We start from the raw sequence: 17,943 nt of genomic DNA on the forward strand, positions 1-17,943 counted from the left end.
TGTATTATTTTAAAGCTGTAATTTGATATAAACTCCAATCTTTATTAGTCAATTGCAGTTTTTTCAATTCACATTGATTTTGTATTTGATTCCAATTAATTAATGGGTTTTTATCTTTCCAATCTTTTTCTAATTGCTTTTCATTTATTAAAATTAAAGCGTTTTTTTCATAAACCTTATATTTTTCGATAAATAAATTTTTGTAATTAAACTGTAATCCTCTTCCTTGCATAGCAACATCAATATCGAATATATAAAGCGTATTTCCTTGAAAAGGTTTCATTTCTTTAACTATGCTTTTTTCTAGTTTATTTCTATCTAAAAATTGTTTCCCAAAATAAAAAGTAAAAGATAATTGGATAAAAAATACAACAAAATAAATTGGTTTTTTATAGTTGAAGAACGATATGATATTTTTTACTTGAGGATAAATTAAAATTACAATAAGCGCAAATGCTGGAATTAAGTAGCGTTTATTTTGATAAGGAATACCGCCAATAAATAATGAAAAAACTAAAATTGAAACTGCTAATAGAATTTGATATTTATTCCATTTTCTAAATCTGTTTTTTATAGAATAGCCAATTATACCTAGTCCAAAAAACATAAAAATTGGATGTAAAAAAGTAAAACAAATATAAATTAAATTGATAAAATGGTTACTTCTTGGCCCTTCTTGAGTAACAAAATCACTTTTAAATATGTTCAAAATGTTCCAGTTTTGTAACCAACTGTGTGATAGAAATTGTAAGCTTTTTTGCGATTTTATTACTATATGTGGAGCTATAATAATTAATAAGATTGGAATGGAAATTAGTAATAATTTCAATGGTTTGTCTTTCCATAATTTTAAAAATACCATAATTGTAATTGGTAATACAATTATCCCGGTAGCGTATCTTGTTAAAAGGGCTATTAAACAAAAGCAAACTCCAATTAAAAATGAACGATCTTTAGACTTTTCTAAATAAACTAAAAAATGATAAAAAGTGAGCAAAAGCAAACAGCAACTCAGCAAATCTGACATGCTTAATACACTATGAATTAATAAAATTGGTGAACAGCTAAAAACTAAAAATATCAGGATTGAATTTCCTTTTTCTTTATATATCAATTCAATAATTTTAGTTGCATAAATAGATGATATTATAAGGGAAAAAACGGAAATTAACTGTAATGCAATTGGAGTTTTTCCTAAAACTAGCATTAAAAAACTTCCAAAAAGAGGATAGTAAACACCCCAGAAATAATCGCCAGGTAATTCTCCAGAAGTTAAATAATTGTGTAATGATTTTGTGTAACGAAAATATTCATATGCATCTTGTCCGTATAAACCATCAAAAGAGAATCCGAAATAACAGATAATCCAAAACAAAATTGGAAAGCAATAAATAGCATACTTTTTACTCATATAATTTTATTCAAAAGCATTAATCCACTTGCCAAAACCGATTTCACTTTCATTTTCATTCCCAGGAAACTATTCTTGTTTTTTAAGCGTGAATATTCCACTTCATTCACGACTTTACTTACTGCATAGTTGTAAAATTTTCTAGGATACGTTCTTTTAAAATCAATTTCTCTGTCCGTTGAGGTTTCCCAATTCGGTTGAATCGTAATTTTATCTTCAATTTCGTTGTATAAACTCGTGCCTTTTATGGGATAAGCAATCGTAATGGTATATTCTGTTGGATTGGCTTCTTTTAAATAGTGAATGGTTTTTTCAATATCTTCTTGAGTTTCTTCAGGATAACCAACCATTACAAAAGTTCCGGTTTCCATTCCTTTTGCATTGGTTTTTTGAATGGTTTCTTTTACTTGATTGATATCCACTCGGCGGTCCATCAAATCAATAATTTTTTGAGAACCACTTTCGGCTCCAATCCATATTCGGAAACAGCCAATGTCTTTTAAAAGATCTAAAATTTCATCGTTTAAACGTTCCGCTCGCGTAATGCATTCGAAAGGAATAATCGCATCTTGTTTTTTCACTTCCGAATGAAATTCTGTTAACCATTTATGACTCACCGTAAAAACATCATCTACAAACCACAATGCATCCGGATTGTATTTTTCTTTCAGCATTTTCATTTCGGCAGCTACTAAATTGGCTGGTCGTCTTCGGTAACTTTGTCCGTAAACCGCAGTGCTACACCATTTACAAGTGTACGGACAACCGCGTTGCGTAGAAATCGTCATCGAACTTTTTCCGTGATTCTTTTTCCAAGTATCTAAATAGTTTTGCATAGAAATGGCTTCCCGATTGGGCAATGGTAATTGATCTAATTCTTTAAATTTGGTTCTCGATTTGGTTTCGATAACCTGATTATTTTCTAAAAAAGCAATGCCATCAACTTCTTGTAAATCGGTTTGATTGATAATGGCGTTATAAAGTTCGAAAGTCGTTTCTTCGCCTTCACCGATAACTAAATAATCAGCTCCAGCTTTTAAATAATTTTCAATATTGTACGTAACATCCGGTCCGCCCAAAACAATTTTCGGAAAGTTATATATTGAAGTTTTTAGAATTTTGATCAATTTTATGACTTCAATCTTGGTCATTAAATTGGTGTAAATGCAAATGACTTTTGGTGCTTTTTCTAAAATGAATTCGAGTTGGGTTTTCTGATTGGAAAACGTGCTATCAAACACCTCATTGTTTATATTTTTACTTTTAAAATAGCCAGAAACATACAGCAAACCTAATGGTGGATAAGGTTTCATGATCTTTTGTTCCTTCGGATCATCAGACAAATAATAAGCATGTGTAAATAGAATACTCATTTTTTCTGCAAGGTTATGATGTAATGATCGGCATATTTTGAAAGAAACGACCAGTTTTTAATTCTCTTTTCTAAAAAATTTAAACCCTTTAGAAGCATTTTTTTGTTTTTAAAAAATGGTTCTAAATACGATGGCGGAATGAAAAAACCGATGGGTTTGACTTCTAAAATTTCAAAAGTTGCTTGACATAAATGTACAATTTCTTTCGGATTATAATAGTAAGTTGCCACTTTTTCACCATCTACATTTGCAAATGCCACTTCTTTTTTTCTTCTGAAAGCATTTTTAAAATCGAATTTCAAAACAAAATAAAACTGTTCCCAAATGGTGTTTTTTGGCATAATCACTAAACAAATTTTCCCTTTTTCAGAAAGAATTTTAGAAGTAGATTGAAAAAATGTCTGCATTTCTGTATTAGTTAAGCAATTCAAGCCACCAAAATTGGAAAAAAGAAAATCGTATGAATTTGTTTCTTGATTAAGGTTGTTGATGTCTAAAACTTTAAAGTTGAGGTTTTCTAAATTAGTTTTAGATTGCGCTTTTGACACCATTTTTTCTGAAATATCAGTTGCAGTAACTGTCAGATTTTGATTTGCCAACCAAATCGCATCTTCACCGGTTCCGCAATTTATTTCTAATACTATTTTTGTATTTTGTAAATACTTTTGAACGTTTTCATAAACCAAATGACGCTGTAATGTGCCAATTTCAGTATGTGTGAAATTAGTATCGTACTTTTCGGCTGCATTATCAAAACTCGCTATCATATCGCCATTCTTTTCAAAAGTATTTTGTCAATTAAGCTACTAGGGATATAATAAGCCAATTTTACAATCGATTTTATTTTTTCCATTGAAAACGAAAAGTGTTTTAAGTTTTCAAAACCCTGACTTTTTCGAAATTCTTTATGTACAAAGCGTTGCAGTTTTCTGTAATAATTAGAATTGTAAGTACCGTGAAACATCATATCAAAATCATCCGAATCGGTCCAATTGGCTTTTAATTTTAAATCATCTTTTACTTTATCATAAAATTTGGTTCCAGGCAAAGGATATGAAACGGAAATTCCAATATTATCAGGTTTCAATTCTTTAACCATAGCAATTGTTTTCTGAATATCATCCTGATTCTCCTCCAAATAACCAAATTGCAAAAAGAACGCTACTTTAACTTTTTTAGCTTTTAGTAGGCGAGTGGCTTCGTAAATTTCTTCAACTTTAATGCCTTTATCCATTGCATCTAAAATTTTTTGAGAAGCACTTTCAGCGCCAACCCAAACTTCTTCTAAACCGGATTCTGCTAAAACAGCAATGGTATCTTCTTTTAATAATAAATCGACACGACTTTGAATAAAATAGCTGATTTTTAGGTCTTTTTCCTTTAAAAGTTGGTTAAACTCTTGTGCCCAATTCGGTTTTAATCCGAAAATATCATCACATATCCAAAATCGGGAAACTCCAAATTTTTCTTTTAAAAATTTTATTTCATTTACAATATATTCTGGTGAATGTGCATTGTATCGATTGCCATAAATGGGTTTTGCACACCAGTTGCATTTATACGGGCAACCGCGTGTGGTGGCAATATTTAATGTAAATTCTTGTTTGCTTTGCTTCCAAACATTTTTATAGGATTCCATGTCGACTAAATCCCAAGCGGGAAGTGGTAAATCGTCTAAATGTTGTAAAACGTTTCTGGATGAATTGACTTTTATTTCGGAATTATCCTTAAAAACTATTCCTTGAATTTCTTGATACGATTGATTTCTTTCTAAAGCATTTACCAATTCTAATAGCGTAAGTTCACCTTCACCACGAATGACAAAATCGGCGCCTTGATTTAAGTATTTTTCATAATGATCAGTGGCGTCTGAACTACAAACAATAATGTTACAATTGTATGATTTTCCAATTTTAATCATTTCAAAACAGGCTTCTCGCATATTGGTTAAGCACATTTTGGTTAAATAGTTGAAACCATCGTCGTAAATGACTAAAAACTTCGGTTTTGATTCTTTTAAAATGCTTTCAATTTCATACGGATTGTCGCGTAAATTGGTGTCGAATAAATTAACTTCAAATCCATTATTTCTTAGTAATGAAGCTGCATATAATGTCCCCAATGGCGGAAAAGGCATTTTGTTTTTCCACTGTTTTGCATCTAATTTGTAATAATAAGAATGTGAAAAAAGGATGCTAGACATTTTCTTTTTGTAAAATGATGTTAAAATTATTTCTCACTTCTTCAATTTTCGAATTTAAAGCTAAAATTACCTTTTTTTGAAAATTGGATGGATGGTGTTTGGAAATATTTTGAGTTGATTTTAAGGCAATTTTAAAATCATCTTGATTTAAGAATTTGAATTTTGATTTCCATTTTTTTAGAGTAATCAATTTGAAAAGGTTATCAAAAAACTGACCAATATTAGAATTGAAAATAAACTCAATGCTTTTTGTAAGAAATGGCTTTTGTGTATTTGTAACTTGACTTAAATCCGAAATAAATTTTGAGAAATAAGCTGCAACCCAATCATTGGCTTTGTAAAATTCTTCAAAAACTTCTTTTCCATGCATTGGAATAAGCGTTTTTAATTCGGTCGCAGTAAATCGGTTTTGTTCTTCGATTTCAAGTTGACTTGTCGAAATAAAATAATTTACACAAAAATATTTTTTAGAATTTAGCAGAAATATCTTTTTAAATAAGATTAAAATTGTTCTGCAAATCCAAAGTTTATTTGAATCTGTAATGATGAAAAAATCGATATCACTATTTTTATCATAATACGATTTAGATAAAGATCCAGAAATACCAACGGCTTTCACATAGGGAAATTTAGCGATAAAATTGGCTCTTTTTTTGGCGATAAGCATTGCTTTTTGTGCTTCTAAATTTCCTTTCAATCGTTTTGGAACACTGTCTAAATCCTTATTGTACACATAGAAATCGTCAATTTTTTTGATGATTTCTTCCGATTCTAAATTGGTTAATTCATTTTCAGTTTCAGCGATATCATTATGATTCGTGTAACTATGAATTTCTTCTAAAGTCAACGGATATCTAAAAATAGAAAAGTATAATATGGTTTTTAACGATTCCAAAAGATTTTTTTATAGCAATTTTACCCAAATTTACTAAATAGAAATTGGATAGTATAACTATTTGCAGATTTTGTTAAAATTATTCTCTTTTGAAGGTAAATGTTAGGATTTTATTTGTATTGTTTTTTGAATTATAGACTGAATGAATATTATTATGAATAGAAAAGTCATAAATATCAAAATTTTATCAAGAAAAATGATGTTGATATTGTTATCTTGTATTAAACAGAAAAAAACATATGTTAGAAATAGTAAAATGGATAAAATCCAATTTGTTTTTGCTTTAATTATCGTTAAAAATGAAAATCCAATAAAAAAACTAAAAATAAAATATTGTGAAAACATACATTTACCACTAATGTCATAAGCCCAACCAATGGTTTTGTTAAATCCATAATTAAGTATATTATTTATTAAACTCAAGTATAAAAATGGAAGTATTGTAATTAAATACATTTTAGTACCGAAGATATGTTTTAATATGTTTATCATTTCTTTAATTAAAAACCTACATGGTTGAACAAACCTTGTAGGTTAACTGATTACTAAAAACTATTTACTGAATACTAAATTAATGTGCTTCCAGCCAGTTTTTGCCCATTCCGATTTCAACTTCTAACGGAACGGCCATTGTAAATGCGCTTTCCATTTCTTGTTTAATCATCGGTTGAATTTTTTCTAATTCGCTGTTATGCACATCAAAAACAAGCTCATCGTGTACTTGTAATAGCATTTTCGATTGCCAGTTTTCTTGTTTCAATCGTTTATGAATGTTGATCATTGCGATTTTAATAATATCTGCTGCAGAACCTTGAATTGGAGCATTAACCGCATTTCTTTCGGCACCACCGCGAACAATTGCATTGGCAGAATTGATGTCTTTTAAATAACGTCTTCTTCCTGAAATCGTTTCAACATAACCATTTTCTCTAGCAAAATCTACTTGATTCGCGATAAATGATTTTAATTTTGGATACGTTTTGTAATACGCATCAATTAATTCAGCACTTTCTTTTCGTGATAAATTGGTTTGATTACTCAATCCGAATGCCGACACACCATAGATAATTCCGAAATTAACCGTTTTAGCATGACTTCTTTGTTCTTTAGTAACTTCAGCTAATGGAATATTAAAAACTTTAGCTGCCGTACTTTTATGAATGTCTTCATTATTTCTAAAAGCTTCGATCATATTTTCTTCACCACATAAAGCAGCAATGATTCGTAATTCAATTTGAGAATAATCGGCAGAAACTAACGTGTAATTTTCATCTCTAGCGATAAAAGCTTTTCTAATTTGTCTTCCTCTTTCGGTACGAACAGGAATGTTTTGTAAGTTCGGATTGTTAGAACTCAAACGACCAGTTGCCGCAACGGTTTGCATGTAATCGGTATGTACACGTCCGGTTTTTTTATCAACCTGATTAGGTAAAGCATCAATATACGTACTTTGTAATTTTACCATTTGACGCCATTCTAAAATATCTCGAACAATTTCATGTTCATTAGCTAATAAACTTAATATTTCTTCACCAGTAGCATATTGACCCGTTTTCGTTTTCTTTTGTTTCGCACCACCAATTTTCATTTTTTCAAACAATACATCTCCCAATTGTTTTGGAGAAGCTAAATTGAAAGTTTCGCCAGCTGTTTCATATATTTTTTGCTCTAAAGCATTACTTTCTGCTGTCATTTCAACAGACATTTTTTGTAAGAAATCGACATCTAAATTGATTCCTTCTAGTTCCATATCCGCTAAAACAGGTACTAAAGGAATTTCAATTTCATCATAAAGCTTTTTCGTGCCTACTTTTTCTAATATCGGTAAGAAATGCTCTTTTAATTGATTCGTAATATCCGCATCTTCAACAGCATATTCTTTGATGTCGTCTAAAGCGACATCACGCATCGATTTTTGACCTTTTCCTTTTTTTCCAATAAGCGTTTCAATTGATTTTGGAGAATATTTCAAATACGTTTCGCTCAACACATCCATGTTATGACGCATATCTGGATTGATTAAGTAATGTGCAATCATTGTATCGAATAAATTTCCTTTTACTTCCACACCATAATTGGCTAATATTTTTAAATCGTATTTGATGTTTTGTCCGACTTTCTCAATGTTTTCATTTTCGAAAAAAGGTTTGAATTTGTCCACTAAAATTTGAGCTTCTTCTTGATTTTCTGGAACTGGAACATAAAATCCTTTACCTTTTTCCCAAGAAAACGACATTCCGACTAACTCTGCATTTAAAGCATCAATTCCGGTAGTTTCTGTGTCGAAACAAACTGAAGATTGATTTAGTAAATTCTGTATGAACATTTTTGTAGGTAAATCGCCTTGAACATTTTGATAAAAATGCTCCGTATTTTCTAAAGTTGCATAATAAGATTGTGAAGTTTCTGAAACATCATCACTATCTGAAAATCCGAATAAATCATATTGTTCATCGCTCGATTTTTTTGCAGGAGCTTTTTTTGTTGCAGTTTTTTCAGAAGTTGTTTCTTCCGCAACTGCATTTGGATTGTATAATTTATCGAATTGCGCTTTCATTTGACGGAATTCTAATTCCATAAACATAGCATCTGTTTTTTCTACATCTGGAGAAGATAATTCGTAATCTTTTTCATCAAATGTAACCGGACAATCCAATAAGATTGTGGCTAATTTTTTAGATAAAATTCCTTTTTCTTTATTCGCTTCGATTTTTTCTTTTAAGGCACCTTTTAGTTTGTCTGTGTTTTCTAAAAGATTTTCCATGGAACCGAATTCAGCCAATAATTTTTTAGCTGTTTTTTCCCCAACTCCTGGTAAACCTGGAATATTATCAACAGCATCACCCATCATTCCTAAAAAGTCGATTACTTGTAAAGGATGTTCAACTTCAAATTTAGCTTGAACTTCTGGAATACCCCAAATTTCGATATCGTTACCCATTCGAGCTGGACGATACATAAAAATATTTTCAGAGACTAATTGTCCGAAATCTTTATCCGGCGTTACCATAAAAACTTGGTAATTTTGTTTTTCCGCTTGTTTGGCAATAGTTCCAATTAAATCGTCGGCTTCAAAACCGGCAACTTCAATAATTGGAATATGCATGGCGCGTAAAAATTCTTGAATATAAGGAACGGCAATTTTTATTGCTTCTGGAGTTTCGTCACGATTGGCTTTATAATCTTCGAACATTTCTAAACGAAACGTGCTTCCACCTTTATCAAAAGCAACAGCTAAATGATCTGGTTTTTCACGTTTGATAACATCCATTAAAGAATTCATAAATCCCATAATGGCTGATGTATCCATGCCTTTTGAGTTGATTCTTGGATTTTTTATAAAGGCATAATATCCACGAAATATAAGTGCGTAAGCGTCTAAAAGAAATAAGCGTTTTTGTGACATAAATGAATTTTTATTTATTCGAATGTAAAAATACAATTCTTTAGTTTAAAAATCTTTGTTAAATTTCATTAAATATTGATGTTAATTATGAATCAGTTAGTTACTTTGCATAAAAATTACAAACATGAAAGGTTTAATACCGCTAATTATATTATTTATTGTTGAATTCTATTCGTTTCAAGCAATAAAAACCATTACCAAAAACAAATGGGTTTTAGGGATTTATTTGATATTATCAATAGTTGCGATGTTATTCATCGTGTATTCATTTACTAATTTCGATAGAGGTAAAGGGCAAAACAAGCATACATTGTTTGTAATTGGATTGGCATTGATCGTATATATTCCTAAGATTTTAATTTTTTTAGTTTTATTTATTGAAGACATTTCTCGTTTAATTGAAGCTTGTGTAATGAGTTTTGTAGATAACGAAAGAGAACAATTTTTTAGTCCGAGAAGGCGATTTATGAGTCAGATTGCTTTAGGTATTGCAGCTATTCCATTCGCATCTTTATTATACGGAATGACAATTGGAAAGTACAATTTTAAAGTAATCAGACAACAATTGTTTTTCGATGATTTGCCTGATGCTTTTGATGGAACAACAATTACACAAATTTCAGATATACACAGCGGGAGTTTTGATAATGAAGAAAAGATAAAGTATGCAGTTGATTTAATAAATGAGCAAAATTCCGATTTGTTATTGTTTACAGGTGATATTGTGAATACGCATGCTAAAGAAATGGATCCTTGGATTGATACATTTAAAGGTTTGTATCAGCCTAAACTTGGAAAATATTCTATTTTAGGTAATCACGATTATGGAAAATATTACGAATGGGATTCCGATAAAGAAGAGCAAGAAAATTTTGAAGCCATTAAGAATATTCACAAGAAAATCGATTTCAACTTATTACTAAATCAACACGTAAAAATCCAAAAAGGAAATGATGAAATTGCTTTAGTTGGTGTAGAAAACTGGGGAAGAAAATTTGGGAAGAAAGGTGATTTGAAAAAAGCTTCTGATGGTTTAACGCAAAATGACTTTAAGGTTTTAATGAGTCACGATCCAAGTCATTGGGACGAGGTGGTTCAACATGATGCTACTCATTATCATTTAACTTTATCCGGCCATACTCATGGTTTACAATTCGGAATTGAAATACCTGGATTTTTCAAATGGAGTCCGGTTCAATATATCTACAAACAATGGGCTGGTTTATATGAAAATGCGGGAAGATATATTTATGTAAATCGTGGTTTTGGTTTTCATGCTTATCCAGGAAGAGTTGGAATTATGCCGGAAATTACAGTAATTGAGTTAAAAAAGGGCAAAAAATCAGCGTAAATCCTTAAAAAATAAGGATTTTTGTTTGATATATTAAAATAATTTTTACATTTGTTTAATAAACACTTCGGTCTATGTCGAAATTTGGAGAACTTATAGATGCACAAGTACCTGTATTAATTGATTTTTTTACAGAGTGGCACGAGCAATCTATTACTATGAATGAAACAATTCGTCACGTTGCGGCTGCTTTAGGAGATAAAGCAAAAGTGATTAAGATTGATGTAGATAAAAATAAAGAATTAGCAGAAGCGCTACGTATTAAAGGTTTGCCAACTTTTATGATTTATAAAGATGGGCAAATGGTTTGGAGACAAAGCGGAGAATTTGATGCTAATACTTTAATTACTCTTATTCAAGAACAAGCTTAGGCGATTTTTTCAAAATTAAATCCTTTACTTTTTAATGTTTCAATAGTTTTGTCTAAACTGTTGAGTATATTTTTTTGTGCTTTCACACTATCGTGAAATACAATAATACTTCCAGATGTAACATTATTTACTACGTTTTCATAGCATATTTCTGGAGAAAGATTTACATCGTAATCTTTACTCAAAACATCCCACATGATTATTTTATAACCTAGTTTACGTAATTTATACGATTGCCAAGGTGTTATTTTGCCGTAGGGCGGACGAAATAATTTTGAATTTGATATGTTGAATAAAGAATTCAGCTTTATTTCACAAGCTTCTGTATTATTGATATAGTTTTTAGTTGACGTTTTCCAGCCTTTCAAATGACTATAGGTATGGTTGCCTATAGAATGCTGTTTAGATAAAATTTTCTGAACGATTTCAGGATGTTTTCGCACATTTTCGCCAATGCAAAAAAAGGTTGCTTTAATTTGGTGTTTTTCTAATGTTTCTAAAACTTTTTCGGTGATTTCAGGCGTTGGTCCATCGTCAAATGTTAAATAAACGGTATTGTCAGTATTCGGAAAACTCCAAATCTGATTGAAAAAAAGTTGTTTTATTATTTTAGGAATTTTTACCATATAAAAAAAGCCATTCAAAAGAATGGCTTTAATTGTTTTATTCTTCAAGATTAACGCCGTAATCTCCCATCATTTTGTTGTAATTTTTGAATTTTACAATTTCAGTGTTGTAAAATTCAGTATCATTATTGTCTTCAGCTAATAGAAGTAATAAATAATATAATCGTAATTCTCTATTTATTTCGTTTACATAAAACGCTTTTTGTTTTTCCGATTGAGAACTAAAGAATGTTATTTTTTCTTGGTATTTTTTAATTAATTGATTCAAGATTTTTCTTGCTTCTTCTTTTTTACCAATTTTATAATATCCTTCAGCAAAAGGTTCAACAGTTGTGTAATATTCAAAGTATTCAATTGGCAAGTTTTTCATGGCTATTTGAATTACTTTTTCAGCTTTGTCAAATTTCTTTTCTTCAATTAAAGCCGTCATCAATCTAGAAAGATTATTTCTATAAGATAAAGCGTTTTTACGTGTTTCTGGATCGTGATAAATATTCGGACTAGAAGAATTGCCCCAAGTCCATTTATTGATAATGTTAAACGCTTTGTCTGTATCAATGTAACCCATATCGTATGAATTACCTTCTTTCATTTTAGTTTTAACAGGTACTAATTTGTATACCATTCCATCTAATTGAAGGTATTCTTTCATCCAAATATAATCGTCTGCTCCAAAACTACCTGGAGAAAAGTAAATTGGTCTTTTCCAATTGTTTTGGTTGAAGATGTCTAACATTAAGATTCTGTTTTTATATAATGCGCCACCTTTTAATTTTAAATTGATTTGTGGTACAATAGAATCGTAATATTTAGGAGAAACAACTTTGTTTTTAATGATGTTTTGTTTGTCAACTTTTACTTTTAAGTTTTCGCTTGGATAAAAATGAACAAACTGACCATTTTTCATTTCTCTTTTCGAACGATCGTCCTTTAAGAAATCTAAAGTGAATCCTAAATCTAATGTATCGGTAGTTCTTTCTTCAAATAAGCAGTAATTTCTTTTATCTCCAACGTATTGTTCGTGAGTAAATGAAATTGGTAGAGGAGCCGATTTGTTAGAAGCGATTTTCATTTCATCTATATACCAATCTGTTGCTAATAAACTTGTGTTTACAATTCTAACGTCGGTTCTGTATCCTTCTATTTCTTGTAAATACCACATTGGGAATGTATCGTTATCACCAATTGTAAATAATATTGCATTGGGTTCACATGAATCTAAATAAGCTTTTGCCATAGAAACAGCAGTGTATTTATCACTTCTGTCGTGATCATCCCAGTTTTGAGATGCTAAAACTACTGGTGAAGCTAATAAAGTTGTAGCTAATACAACTGGCATAGCCACTTTCGGATTTACATATTTTAAAATATATTGATAAATGGCATACACACCCACACCAATCCACATGGCAAAAATATAGAACGAGCCTACTAAAGCATAATCTCTTTCTCTTGGTTCAAAAGGTCTTTCGTTTAGGTATACTTTTAATATTAAGCCTGTAAATAAGAATAATAATAACAATACATAAAATGATTTCCATTCTTTTTTAGCATGATAAACCATTCCGATGATTGCTAAAATGAAAGGTAAAAAGAAATAAGTGTTTCTACCTTTATTGTTTTTCATATCGCTTGTTAAAGCCGATTGGTTGTCTAAGTGCATTTGATCAATAAATCCAATACCGCTTAACCAATTTCCTTCTAAACTTTCATAATTTCCTTGAAGGTCGTTTTGTCTTCCAACAAAATTCCACATTAAATAACGGAAATACATGTAACCAAATTGGTATTCAAACATAAATTTCATATTGTCTGAAAAGGTTGGTTTCTCGATAATTAAGTAATCGCTATATGTTTTTAAGAAATCTTCGTATTCGTCTAAACCAATTTTTCTAGAGGCAAACTGACTTCTGAAATCAGAAACAATTTCTGTAAATTGACCTAATTTTTCTTCGTTAATTTCTCCATCTTCTTCAAAAAACGCATCATGATTTATTTTAAACTCTAAAGGTTTGGTGAATGTCATGTAGTTTTTTGCGTGCTCTTCACTCCATAAACGAGGTAAAAAGGCATTATGCTGCGAATTTGGATTGTGTTTCGCGTTTTTAAAATTATTTGTAATGATGTATTTTCCTGTTCTTTCGTCTCTTTCATAATTTGGTTTGTCATCTGAATATGGATTTTCTTCATCTGAACCAGCATATAAATTTGAATATTGTGGACCGTAAAATAATTTTTGTTCTCCGTATTGTTCACGGTTATAATAGGCTAAAACTTCAGCAGCATCACTTGGTTTATTTTCATTAATGCTAATGTTAGAATTAGCTCTTACAGGTAACATTATCCAAGTTGAAAAACCTACTAATAAGAATAATACACATAATAATAATGTATTGTAATGTACTAATCCTTTTTTCTTTGTGTAGCTTAATCCGTAGTAAAAACCAACAACAATTAATAAAAAGGCGATTATAGTACCTGAGTTAAAAGGTAAGCCTAAAGAATTTACAGCAAATATTTCCGTTTTTGCAAAGAACGATAAAGTATAAGGTAGTAAAAATTTGAAGATAAACATCAAAATAGCTAAGATTACAATGTTTGCTATGATGAAATTTTTAACAGTGATTTTTTCTTGTTTTTTGAAAAAGTATAACATCCCAATTGATGGTAATGCTAATAAAGCCATGAAGTGAACTCCGAATGAAAGTCCGATTACTAATGAAATAAGGATCAACCATTTGTTTCCTCTTTCGTTATCTAAATCTTCTTCCCATTTTAAGCCTAGCCAAAATAAAATAGCAATAAATAATGACGCCATTGAATATACTTCTGCTTCTACGGCATTAAACCAAAAACTATCTGTAAAAGTGTAGGATAAAGCAGCTACTAATGAAGCACCTAATGTAATTTTTTCATTATTAGTATTCCATTCTGTAGTGGCTTTAATAATTTTACGGATGATTTTTGAAGTCGACCAATACATAAATAGAATAGTAAAGGCGCTAGAAAACACCGACATCATATTAACCATTAATGCAATTTGAGTTTTGTCTAAAGCAAACATGGCAAAAAAGGCACCTATCATTTGATATAATGGAGCGCCAGGTGGATGTCCAACTTCTAATTTTGCAGCTGTAGCGATGTATTCACCACAGTCCCAAAAACTCATCGTAGGTTCTACAGTTAAGGTATAAGTAATTAATGCAACAATAAAAGCAAACCAACCAATTAAGGTGTTCCATTTGCTGTAATTAAATGTAGTCATATTTGTGCTAAATTAATTTAGATTACAAAGAAACTATTTATTAAAGAGATTAGCAATTAATTTTTTCTTAAAAATTTTTAAAAAAATATTTGCAAGTTTTAAAATATGTATTACATTTGCACTCGCAATTACGAAATAATTGGTCCATGGTGTAATGGTAACACTCCGGTTTTTGGTACCGTCATTCAAGGTTCGAGTCCTTGTGGACCAACAAAAAATCCCGCTCAAAAGGCGGGATTTTTTATTTTATTTAGTTTGTAACTTATATTTTAAAAGTTACAACTGGTCTTTTAGCGTGATTTACTAAATCTTCAGAAATACTACCGTTTAAGAAGTGAGATAATCCTTTTCTTCCGTGCGTGCACACTCCAATTACATCAGACCCATGGTCTTTTGCGAAATGTAGAATTCCTTTTTCAACATTGATATCGTTATAGATGTGAGTTGAAAAATTATCAAAATTAAATTCTTCAATAAATCCTTTAACTTTTTCTTCAGCAGATCTAGTTGTAGTAAAGTTGTTTGGAGTAATTACATACAATAAATTGATGTGAGAGTTAAAGCTTTTGGCGAAATCAACTACTTTTTCAAATGGTTTTTTAATTTCACTTGAAAAATCAGATGCGAAAGTGATGGTTTCAGCTTTGAAATCTTCTTCTTCTTTTTTGATAACTAATACCGGAATGTCAGAATATCTAACTACTTTTTCAGCATTTGAACCTACGAACATTTCGTGAAATCCGCTTGCGCCATGAGATCCCATAACAATAAGATCAGCATTGTGTTTTTTAGCGTTATCGATAATTCCTTCGTGAGCCATGTTGAATTGTACTAAACTAGCAACATCCAAACCGTCTAAATACGGAGCGTTTTCTAAATCTGCTAATTTATCTACTGCAGCGTTTTTGAAAAATATTAGTTCAGGGATTTCATGAGATGTAGAAAGGGCGTCGTTACCTGAAGTTGATAATTCTAACATATGTAGTAAAATAATGTTTCCATTATTTTTTTTTGCAATTTGGGCGGCTACTTTTAAAGCGCTTTCGGCATGTTTAGAAAAATCAGTTGGGACTAAAATGGTTTTCATAAATATAAAAATTTAGTTTTTGAGTTTGTTTACTCCATAAAATTACAAAATTATTTTTGAATTGGTTAACTTTTTTTCAAAAATGAAATATTTGGTCATTTTCAAAAAAATGTTGTATATTTGCACAGTTATTTAGTAATGAACCAAATAATGAGGCACGCAACGCGTGCCTCTTTTTATAAAAATGACATTTAAAGAAAAAGTAAAAGCCTTACTTGATAAGGCCTTAGAGGAAAATCAACATTTGTTTTTAATCGATTTATCAATTACAGAAGCAAATAAGATTAATGTGGTTTTAGATGGCGATTCAGGTGTGAATTTGCAAGATTGCATCAATATTAACAAAGCGTTAAATGCTGATTTAGAGACGGAAGATGTAGATTTTTCATTGGAAGTTGCTTCTGCAGGAATTTCAAGTCCGTTAAAATTAGTAAGACAATACAAGAAAAATATTGGAAGAACGCTTAAAGTTAAAACGGTTTCTCAAGAAGAAATTGAAGCGACTTTAGCCGATGCAGATGATGATTTTGCAACGTTAACTTGGAAAGCAAGAGAACCAAAAGAAATAGGAAAAGGAAAAGTTACAGTAGAGAAAAATGTAAAACTTCCTTATTCAGAAATAAAAGAAGCAGTAGTAATAATATCATTTTAATTAATAAAGCATAGCATGGAGAATATTGCATTAATAGATTCATTTTCAGAATTTAAAGACGATAAACTAATTGACAGAGTTACCTTAATGGCGATTTTGGAAGATGTGTTTAGAAATGCGTTGAAAAAGAAATATGGTTCAGATGACAACTTCGATATTATCATTAATCCTGATAAAGGAGATATGGAAATTTGGAGAAACCGTGTTGTTGTGGCTGATGATGAAGTGGAAGATGAAAATTCTGAAATTTCATTAACAGAAGCTAGAAAAATTGAGCCAGATTTTGAAGTTGGTGAAGATGTTTCTGAAGAAGTAAAATTAATCGATCTTGGAAGAAGAGCAATTTTGGCTTTACGTCAGAATTTAATTTCTAAAATTCATGAGCATGACAATACAAATCTTTACAAACAATTTAAAGATTTAATTGGTGATATTTATACGGCTGAAGTTCATCATGTTAGACCAAAAATGGTAGTATTAATGGATGATGATGGTAACGAAATTGTGTTACCTAAAGAAAAACAAATTCCTAATGATTTCTTCAAAAAAGGAGAAAATGTAAGAGGAATTATAGAAAGCGTAGAATTAAAAGGTAATAAACCTCAAATTATAATGTCTAGAACGGCACCAAGTTTCTTAGAGAAATTATTCGAACAAGAAATTCCGGAAGTATTTGATGGTTTAATCAATATTAAAAAAGTAGTAAGAATTCCAGGTGAAAAAGCAAAAGTAGCTGTAGATTCTTATGATGATAGAATTGATCCAGTTGGTGCTTGTGTTGGTATGAAAGGTTCTCGTATTCATGGAATTGTTCGTGAATTAGGAAACGAAAATATCGATGTAATCAACTTTACAACAAATACGCAATTATACATTACAAGAGCTTTAAGTCCTGCAAAAGTTTCTTCAGTTAAAATTGACGAAGAGAATAAAAAAGCAGAAGTTTTCTTAAAAATCGAAGAAGTTTCAAAAGCTATCGGACGTAACGGTCAAAACATTAAATTAGCAAGTCAATTAACTGGTTACGAATTAGATGTAATCCGTGAAGGAATTGTTGAAGAAGAAGATGACGTAGAATTAAGAGAATTTATCGACGAAATCGATGAGTGGGTAATTGAAGAGTTTGAAAAAATCGGTTTAGATACGGCAAGAAGTATTGTAGATCAAGATGTGGCTGACTTAGTTAGAAGAACAGATCTTGAAGAAGAAACTATCTTAGACGTTATCAAAATTTTAAAAGCAGAATTAGAAGGATAATCCTTTAACTTTATAGCAACAGCACAACAACAGAAATTAGCAAAAT

At 30.4% G+C, this 17,943-nt stretch carries 13 protein-coding genes and 1 tRNA gene; 5 read left to right on the top strand and 9 right to left on the bottom strand.

The features are described 5' to 3' along the window. Nucleotides 1–4: 4 nt before the first annotated feature. From BMY86_RS11165 to polA, 6 genes are all read right to left on the bottom strand, one after another. On the bottom strand, nucleotides 5–1,411 hold the full coding sequence (locus BMY86_RS11165) for a glycosyltransferase family 39 protein (protein WP_091469281.1): 1,407 nt from the start codon (nucleotides 1,409–1,411) through the stop codon (nucleotides 5–7). Continuing rightward, complete coding sequence (locus tag BMY86_RS11170; protein WP_091469284.1) at nucleotides 1,408–2,784, bottom strand: B12-binding domain-containing radical SAM protein; 1,377 nt, start codon at nucleotides 2,782–2,784, stop codon at nucleotides 1,408–1,410. Before BMY86_RS11170 ends, BMY86_RS11165 begins: the two co-directional genes overlap by 4 nt. Beyond that, nucleotides 2,781–3,551: a class I SAM-dependent methyltransferase gene (locus BMY86_RS11175; RefSeq protein ID WP_091469286.1), complete on the bottom strand. Its 771-nt coding sequence runs from the start codon at nucleotides 3,549–3,551 to the stop codon at nucleotides 2,781–2,783. Before BMY86_RS11175 ends, BMY86_RS11170 begins: the two co-directional genes overlap by 4 nt. Then, nucleotides 3,548–4,987: a B12-binding domain-containing radical SAM protein gene (locus BMY86_RS11180; RefSeq protein ID WP_091469289.1), complete on the bottom strand. Its 1,440-nt coding sequence runs from the start codon at nucleotides 4,985–4,987 to the stop codon at nucleotides 3,548–3,550. Before BMY86_RS11180 ends, BMY86_RS11175 begins: the two co-directional genes overlap by 4 nt. After that, nucleotides 4,980–5,882 carry a nucleotidyltransferase domain-containing protein gene (locus tag BMY86_RS11185; protein WP_091469292.1) on the bottom strand — a complete coding sequence of 301 codons (903 nt, stop codon included), beginning with the start codon at nucleotides 5,880–5,882 and terminating at the stop codon, nucleotides 4,980–4,982. The genes BMY86_RS11180 and BMY86_RS11185 overlap by 8 nt, the downstream gene beginning before the upstream one ends. Before the next feature lie 571 nt (nucleotides 5,883–6,453). Further along, nucleotides 6,454–9,288, bottom strand: coding sequence for a DNA polymerase I (polA, locus tag BMY86_RS11195; protein ID WP_091469298.1), 2,835 nt, complete (start codon nucleotides 9,286–9,288; stop codon nucleotides 6,454–6,456). A gap of 124 nt (nucleotides 9,289–9,412) precedes the next feature. Here polA and BMY86_RS11200 point away from each other — a divergent pair, with 124 nt between their 5' ends. Both BMY86_RS11200 and BMY86_RS11205 read left to right on the top strand, forming a co-directional pair. Then, nucleotides 9,413–10,639, top strand: coding sequence for a metallophosphoesterase (locus BMY86_RS11200; RefSeq protein ID WP_091469303.1), 1,227 nt, complete (start codon nucleotides 9,413–9,415; stop codon nucleotides 10,637–10,639). 74 nt (nucleotides 10,640–10,713) lie between these two features. Continuing rightward, nucleotides 10,714–11,010: a thioredoxin family protein gene (locus BMY86_RS11205; protein ID WP_091469308.1), complete on the top strand. Its 297-nt coding sequence runs from the start codon at nucleotides 10,714–10,716 to the stop codon at nucleotides 11,008–11,010. Here BMY86_RS11205 and BMY86_RS11210 read toward each other — a convergent pair. Continuing rightward, on the bottom strand, nucleotides 11,007–11,684 hold the full coding sequence (locus BMY86_RS11210) for a polysaccharide deacetylase family protein (protein WP_245745660.1): 678 nt from the start codon (nucleotides 11,682–11,684) through the stop codon (nucleotides 11,007–11,009). The two genes, BMY86_RS11205 and BMY86_RS11210, sit on opposite strands and share 4 nt — an antisense overlap. Then, the gene (locus BMY86_RS11215; protein WP_091469312.1) at nucleotides 11,674–14,901 is read right to left on the bottom strand and encodes a glycosyltransferase family 117 protein; all 3,228 of its coding nucleotides are present in this window, start codon (nucleotides 14,899–14,901) and stop codon (nucleotides 11,674–11,676) included. The genes BMY86_RS11210 and BMY86_RS11215 overlap by 11 nt, the downstream gene beginning before the upstream one ends. Nucleotides 14,902–15,041: 140 nt before the next feature. Here BMY86_RS11215 and BMY86_RS11220 point away from each other — a divergent pair. After that, nucleotides 15,042–15,112: transfer RNA gene (locus BMY86_RS11220), tRNA-Gln, on the top strand. 51 nt (nucleotides 15,113–15,163) lie between these two features. Here BMY86_RS11220 and BMY86_RS11225 read toward each other — a convergent pair. After that, on the bottom strand, nucleotides 15,164–15,988 hold the full coding sequence (locus BMY86_RS11225; RefSeq protein ID WP_091469317.1) for a universal stress protein: 825 nt from the start codon (nucleotides 15,986–15,988) through the stop codon (nucleotides 15,164–15,166). Between the two features lie 184 nt (nucleotides 15,989–16,172). Here BMY86_RS11225 and rimP point away from each other — a divergent pair, with 184 nt between their 5' ends. Both rimP and nusA read left to right on the top strand, forming a co-directional pair. Next, nucleotides 16,173–16,640 carry a ribosome assembly cofactor RimP gene (rimP, locus tag BMY86_RS11230; protein WP_091469321.1) on the top strand — a complete coding sequence of 156 codons (468 nt, stop codon included), beginning with the start codon at nucleotides 16,173–16,175 and terminating at the stop codon, nucleotides 16,638–16,640. A gap of 15 nt (nucleotides 16,641–16,655) precedes the next feature. Next, nucleotides 16,656–17,897 carry a transcription termination factor NusA gene (gene nusA / locus BMY86_RS11235; RefSeq protein ID WP_091469324.1) on the top strand — a complete coding sequence of 414 codons (1,242 nt, stop codon included), beginning with the start codon at nucleotides 16,656–16,658 and terminating at the stop codon, nucleotides 17,895–17,897. Nucleotides 17,898–17,943: the final 46 nt, after the last annotated feature.

The organism is Flavobacterium urocaniciphilum, assembly GCF_900110615.1.
In the GTDB taxonomy this organism is placed as follows: Bacteria; Bacteroidota; Bacteroidia; order Flavobacteriales; family Flavobacteriaceae; genus Flavobacterium; species Flavobacterium urocaniciphilum.

Bases quoted from the DNA above. Each gene is read 5' to 3' on its own strand.
- BMY86_RS11225 (WP_091469317.1), bottom strand. From the start codon at position 15,988: ATGAAAACCATTTTAGTCCCAACTGATTTTTCTAAACATGCCGAAAGC.
- nusA (WP_091469324.1), top strand. From the start codon at position 16,656: ATGGAGAATATTGCATTAATAGATTCATTTTCAGAATTTAAAGACGAT.
- BMY86_RS11170 (WP_091469284.1), bottom strand. From the start codon at position 2,784: ATGAGTATTCTATTTACACATGCTTATTATTTGTCTGATGATCCGAAG.
- BMY86_RS11205 (WP_091469308.1), top strand. From the start codon at position 10,714: ATGTCGAAATTTGGAGAACTTATAGATGCACAAGTACCTGTATTAATT.
- BMY86_RS11215 (WP_091469312.1), bottom strand. From the start codon at position 14,901: ATGACTACATTTAATTACAGCAAATGGAACACCTTAATTGGTTGGTTT.
- BMY86_RS11175 (WP_091469286.1), bottom strand. From the start codon at position 3,551: ATGATAGCGAGTTTTGATAATGCAGCCGAAAAGTACGATACTAATTTC.
- BMY86_RS11165 (WP_091469281.1), bottom strand. From the start codon at position 1,411: ATGAGTAAAAAGTATGCTATTTATTGCTTTCCAATTTTGTTTTGGATT.
- BMY86_RS11180 (WP_091469289.1), bottom strand. From the start codon at position 4,987: ATGTCTAGCATCCTTTTTTCACATTCTTATTATTACAAATTAGATGCA.
- rimP (WP_091469321.1), top strand. From the start codon at position 16,173: ATGACATTTAAAGAAAAAGTAAAAGCCTTACTTGATAAGGCCTTAGAG.
- polA (WP_091469298.1), bottom strand. From the start codon at position 9,288: ATGTCACAAAAACGCTTATTTCTTTTAGACGCTTACGCACTTATATTT.
- BMY86_RS11200 (WP_091469303.1), top strand. From the start codon at position 9,413: ATGAAAGGTTTAATACCGCTAATTATATTATTTATTGTTGAATTCTAT.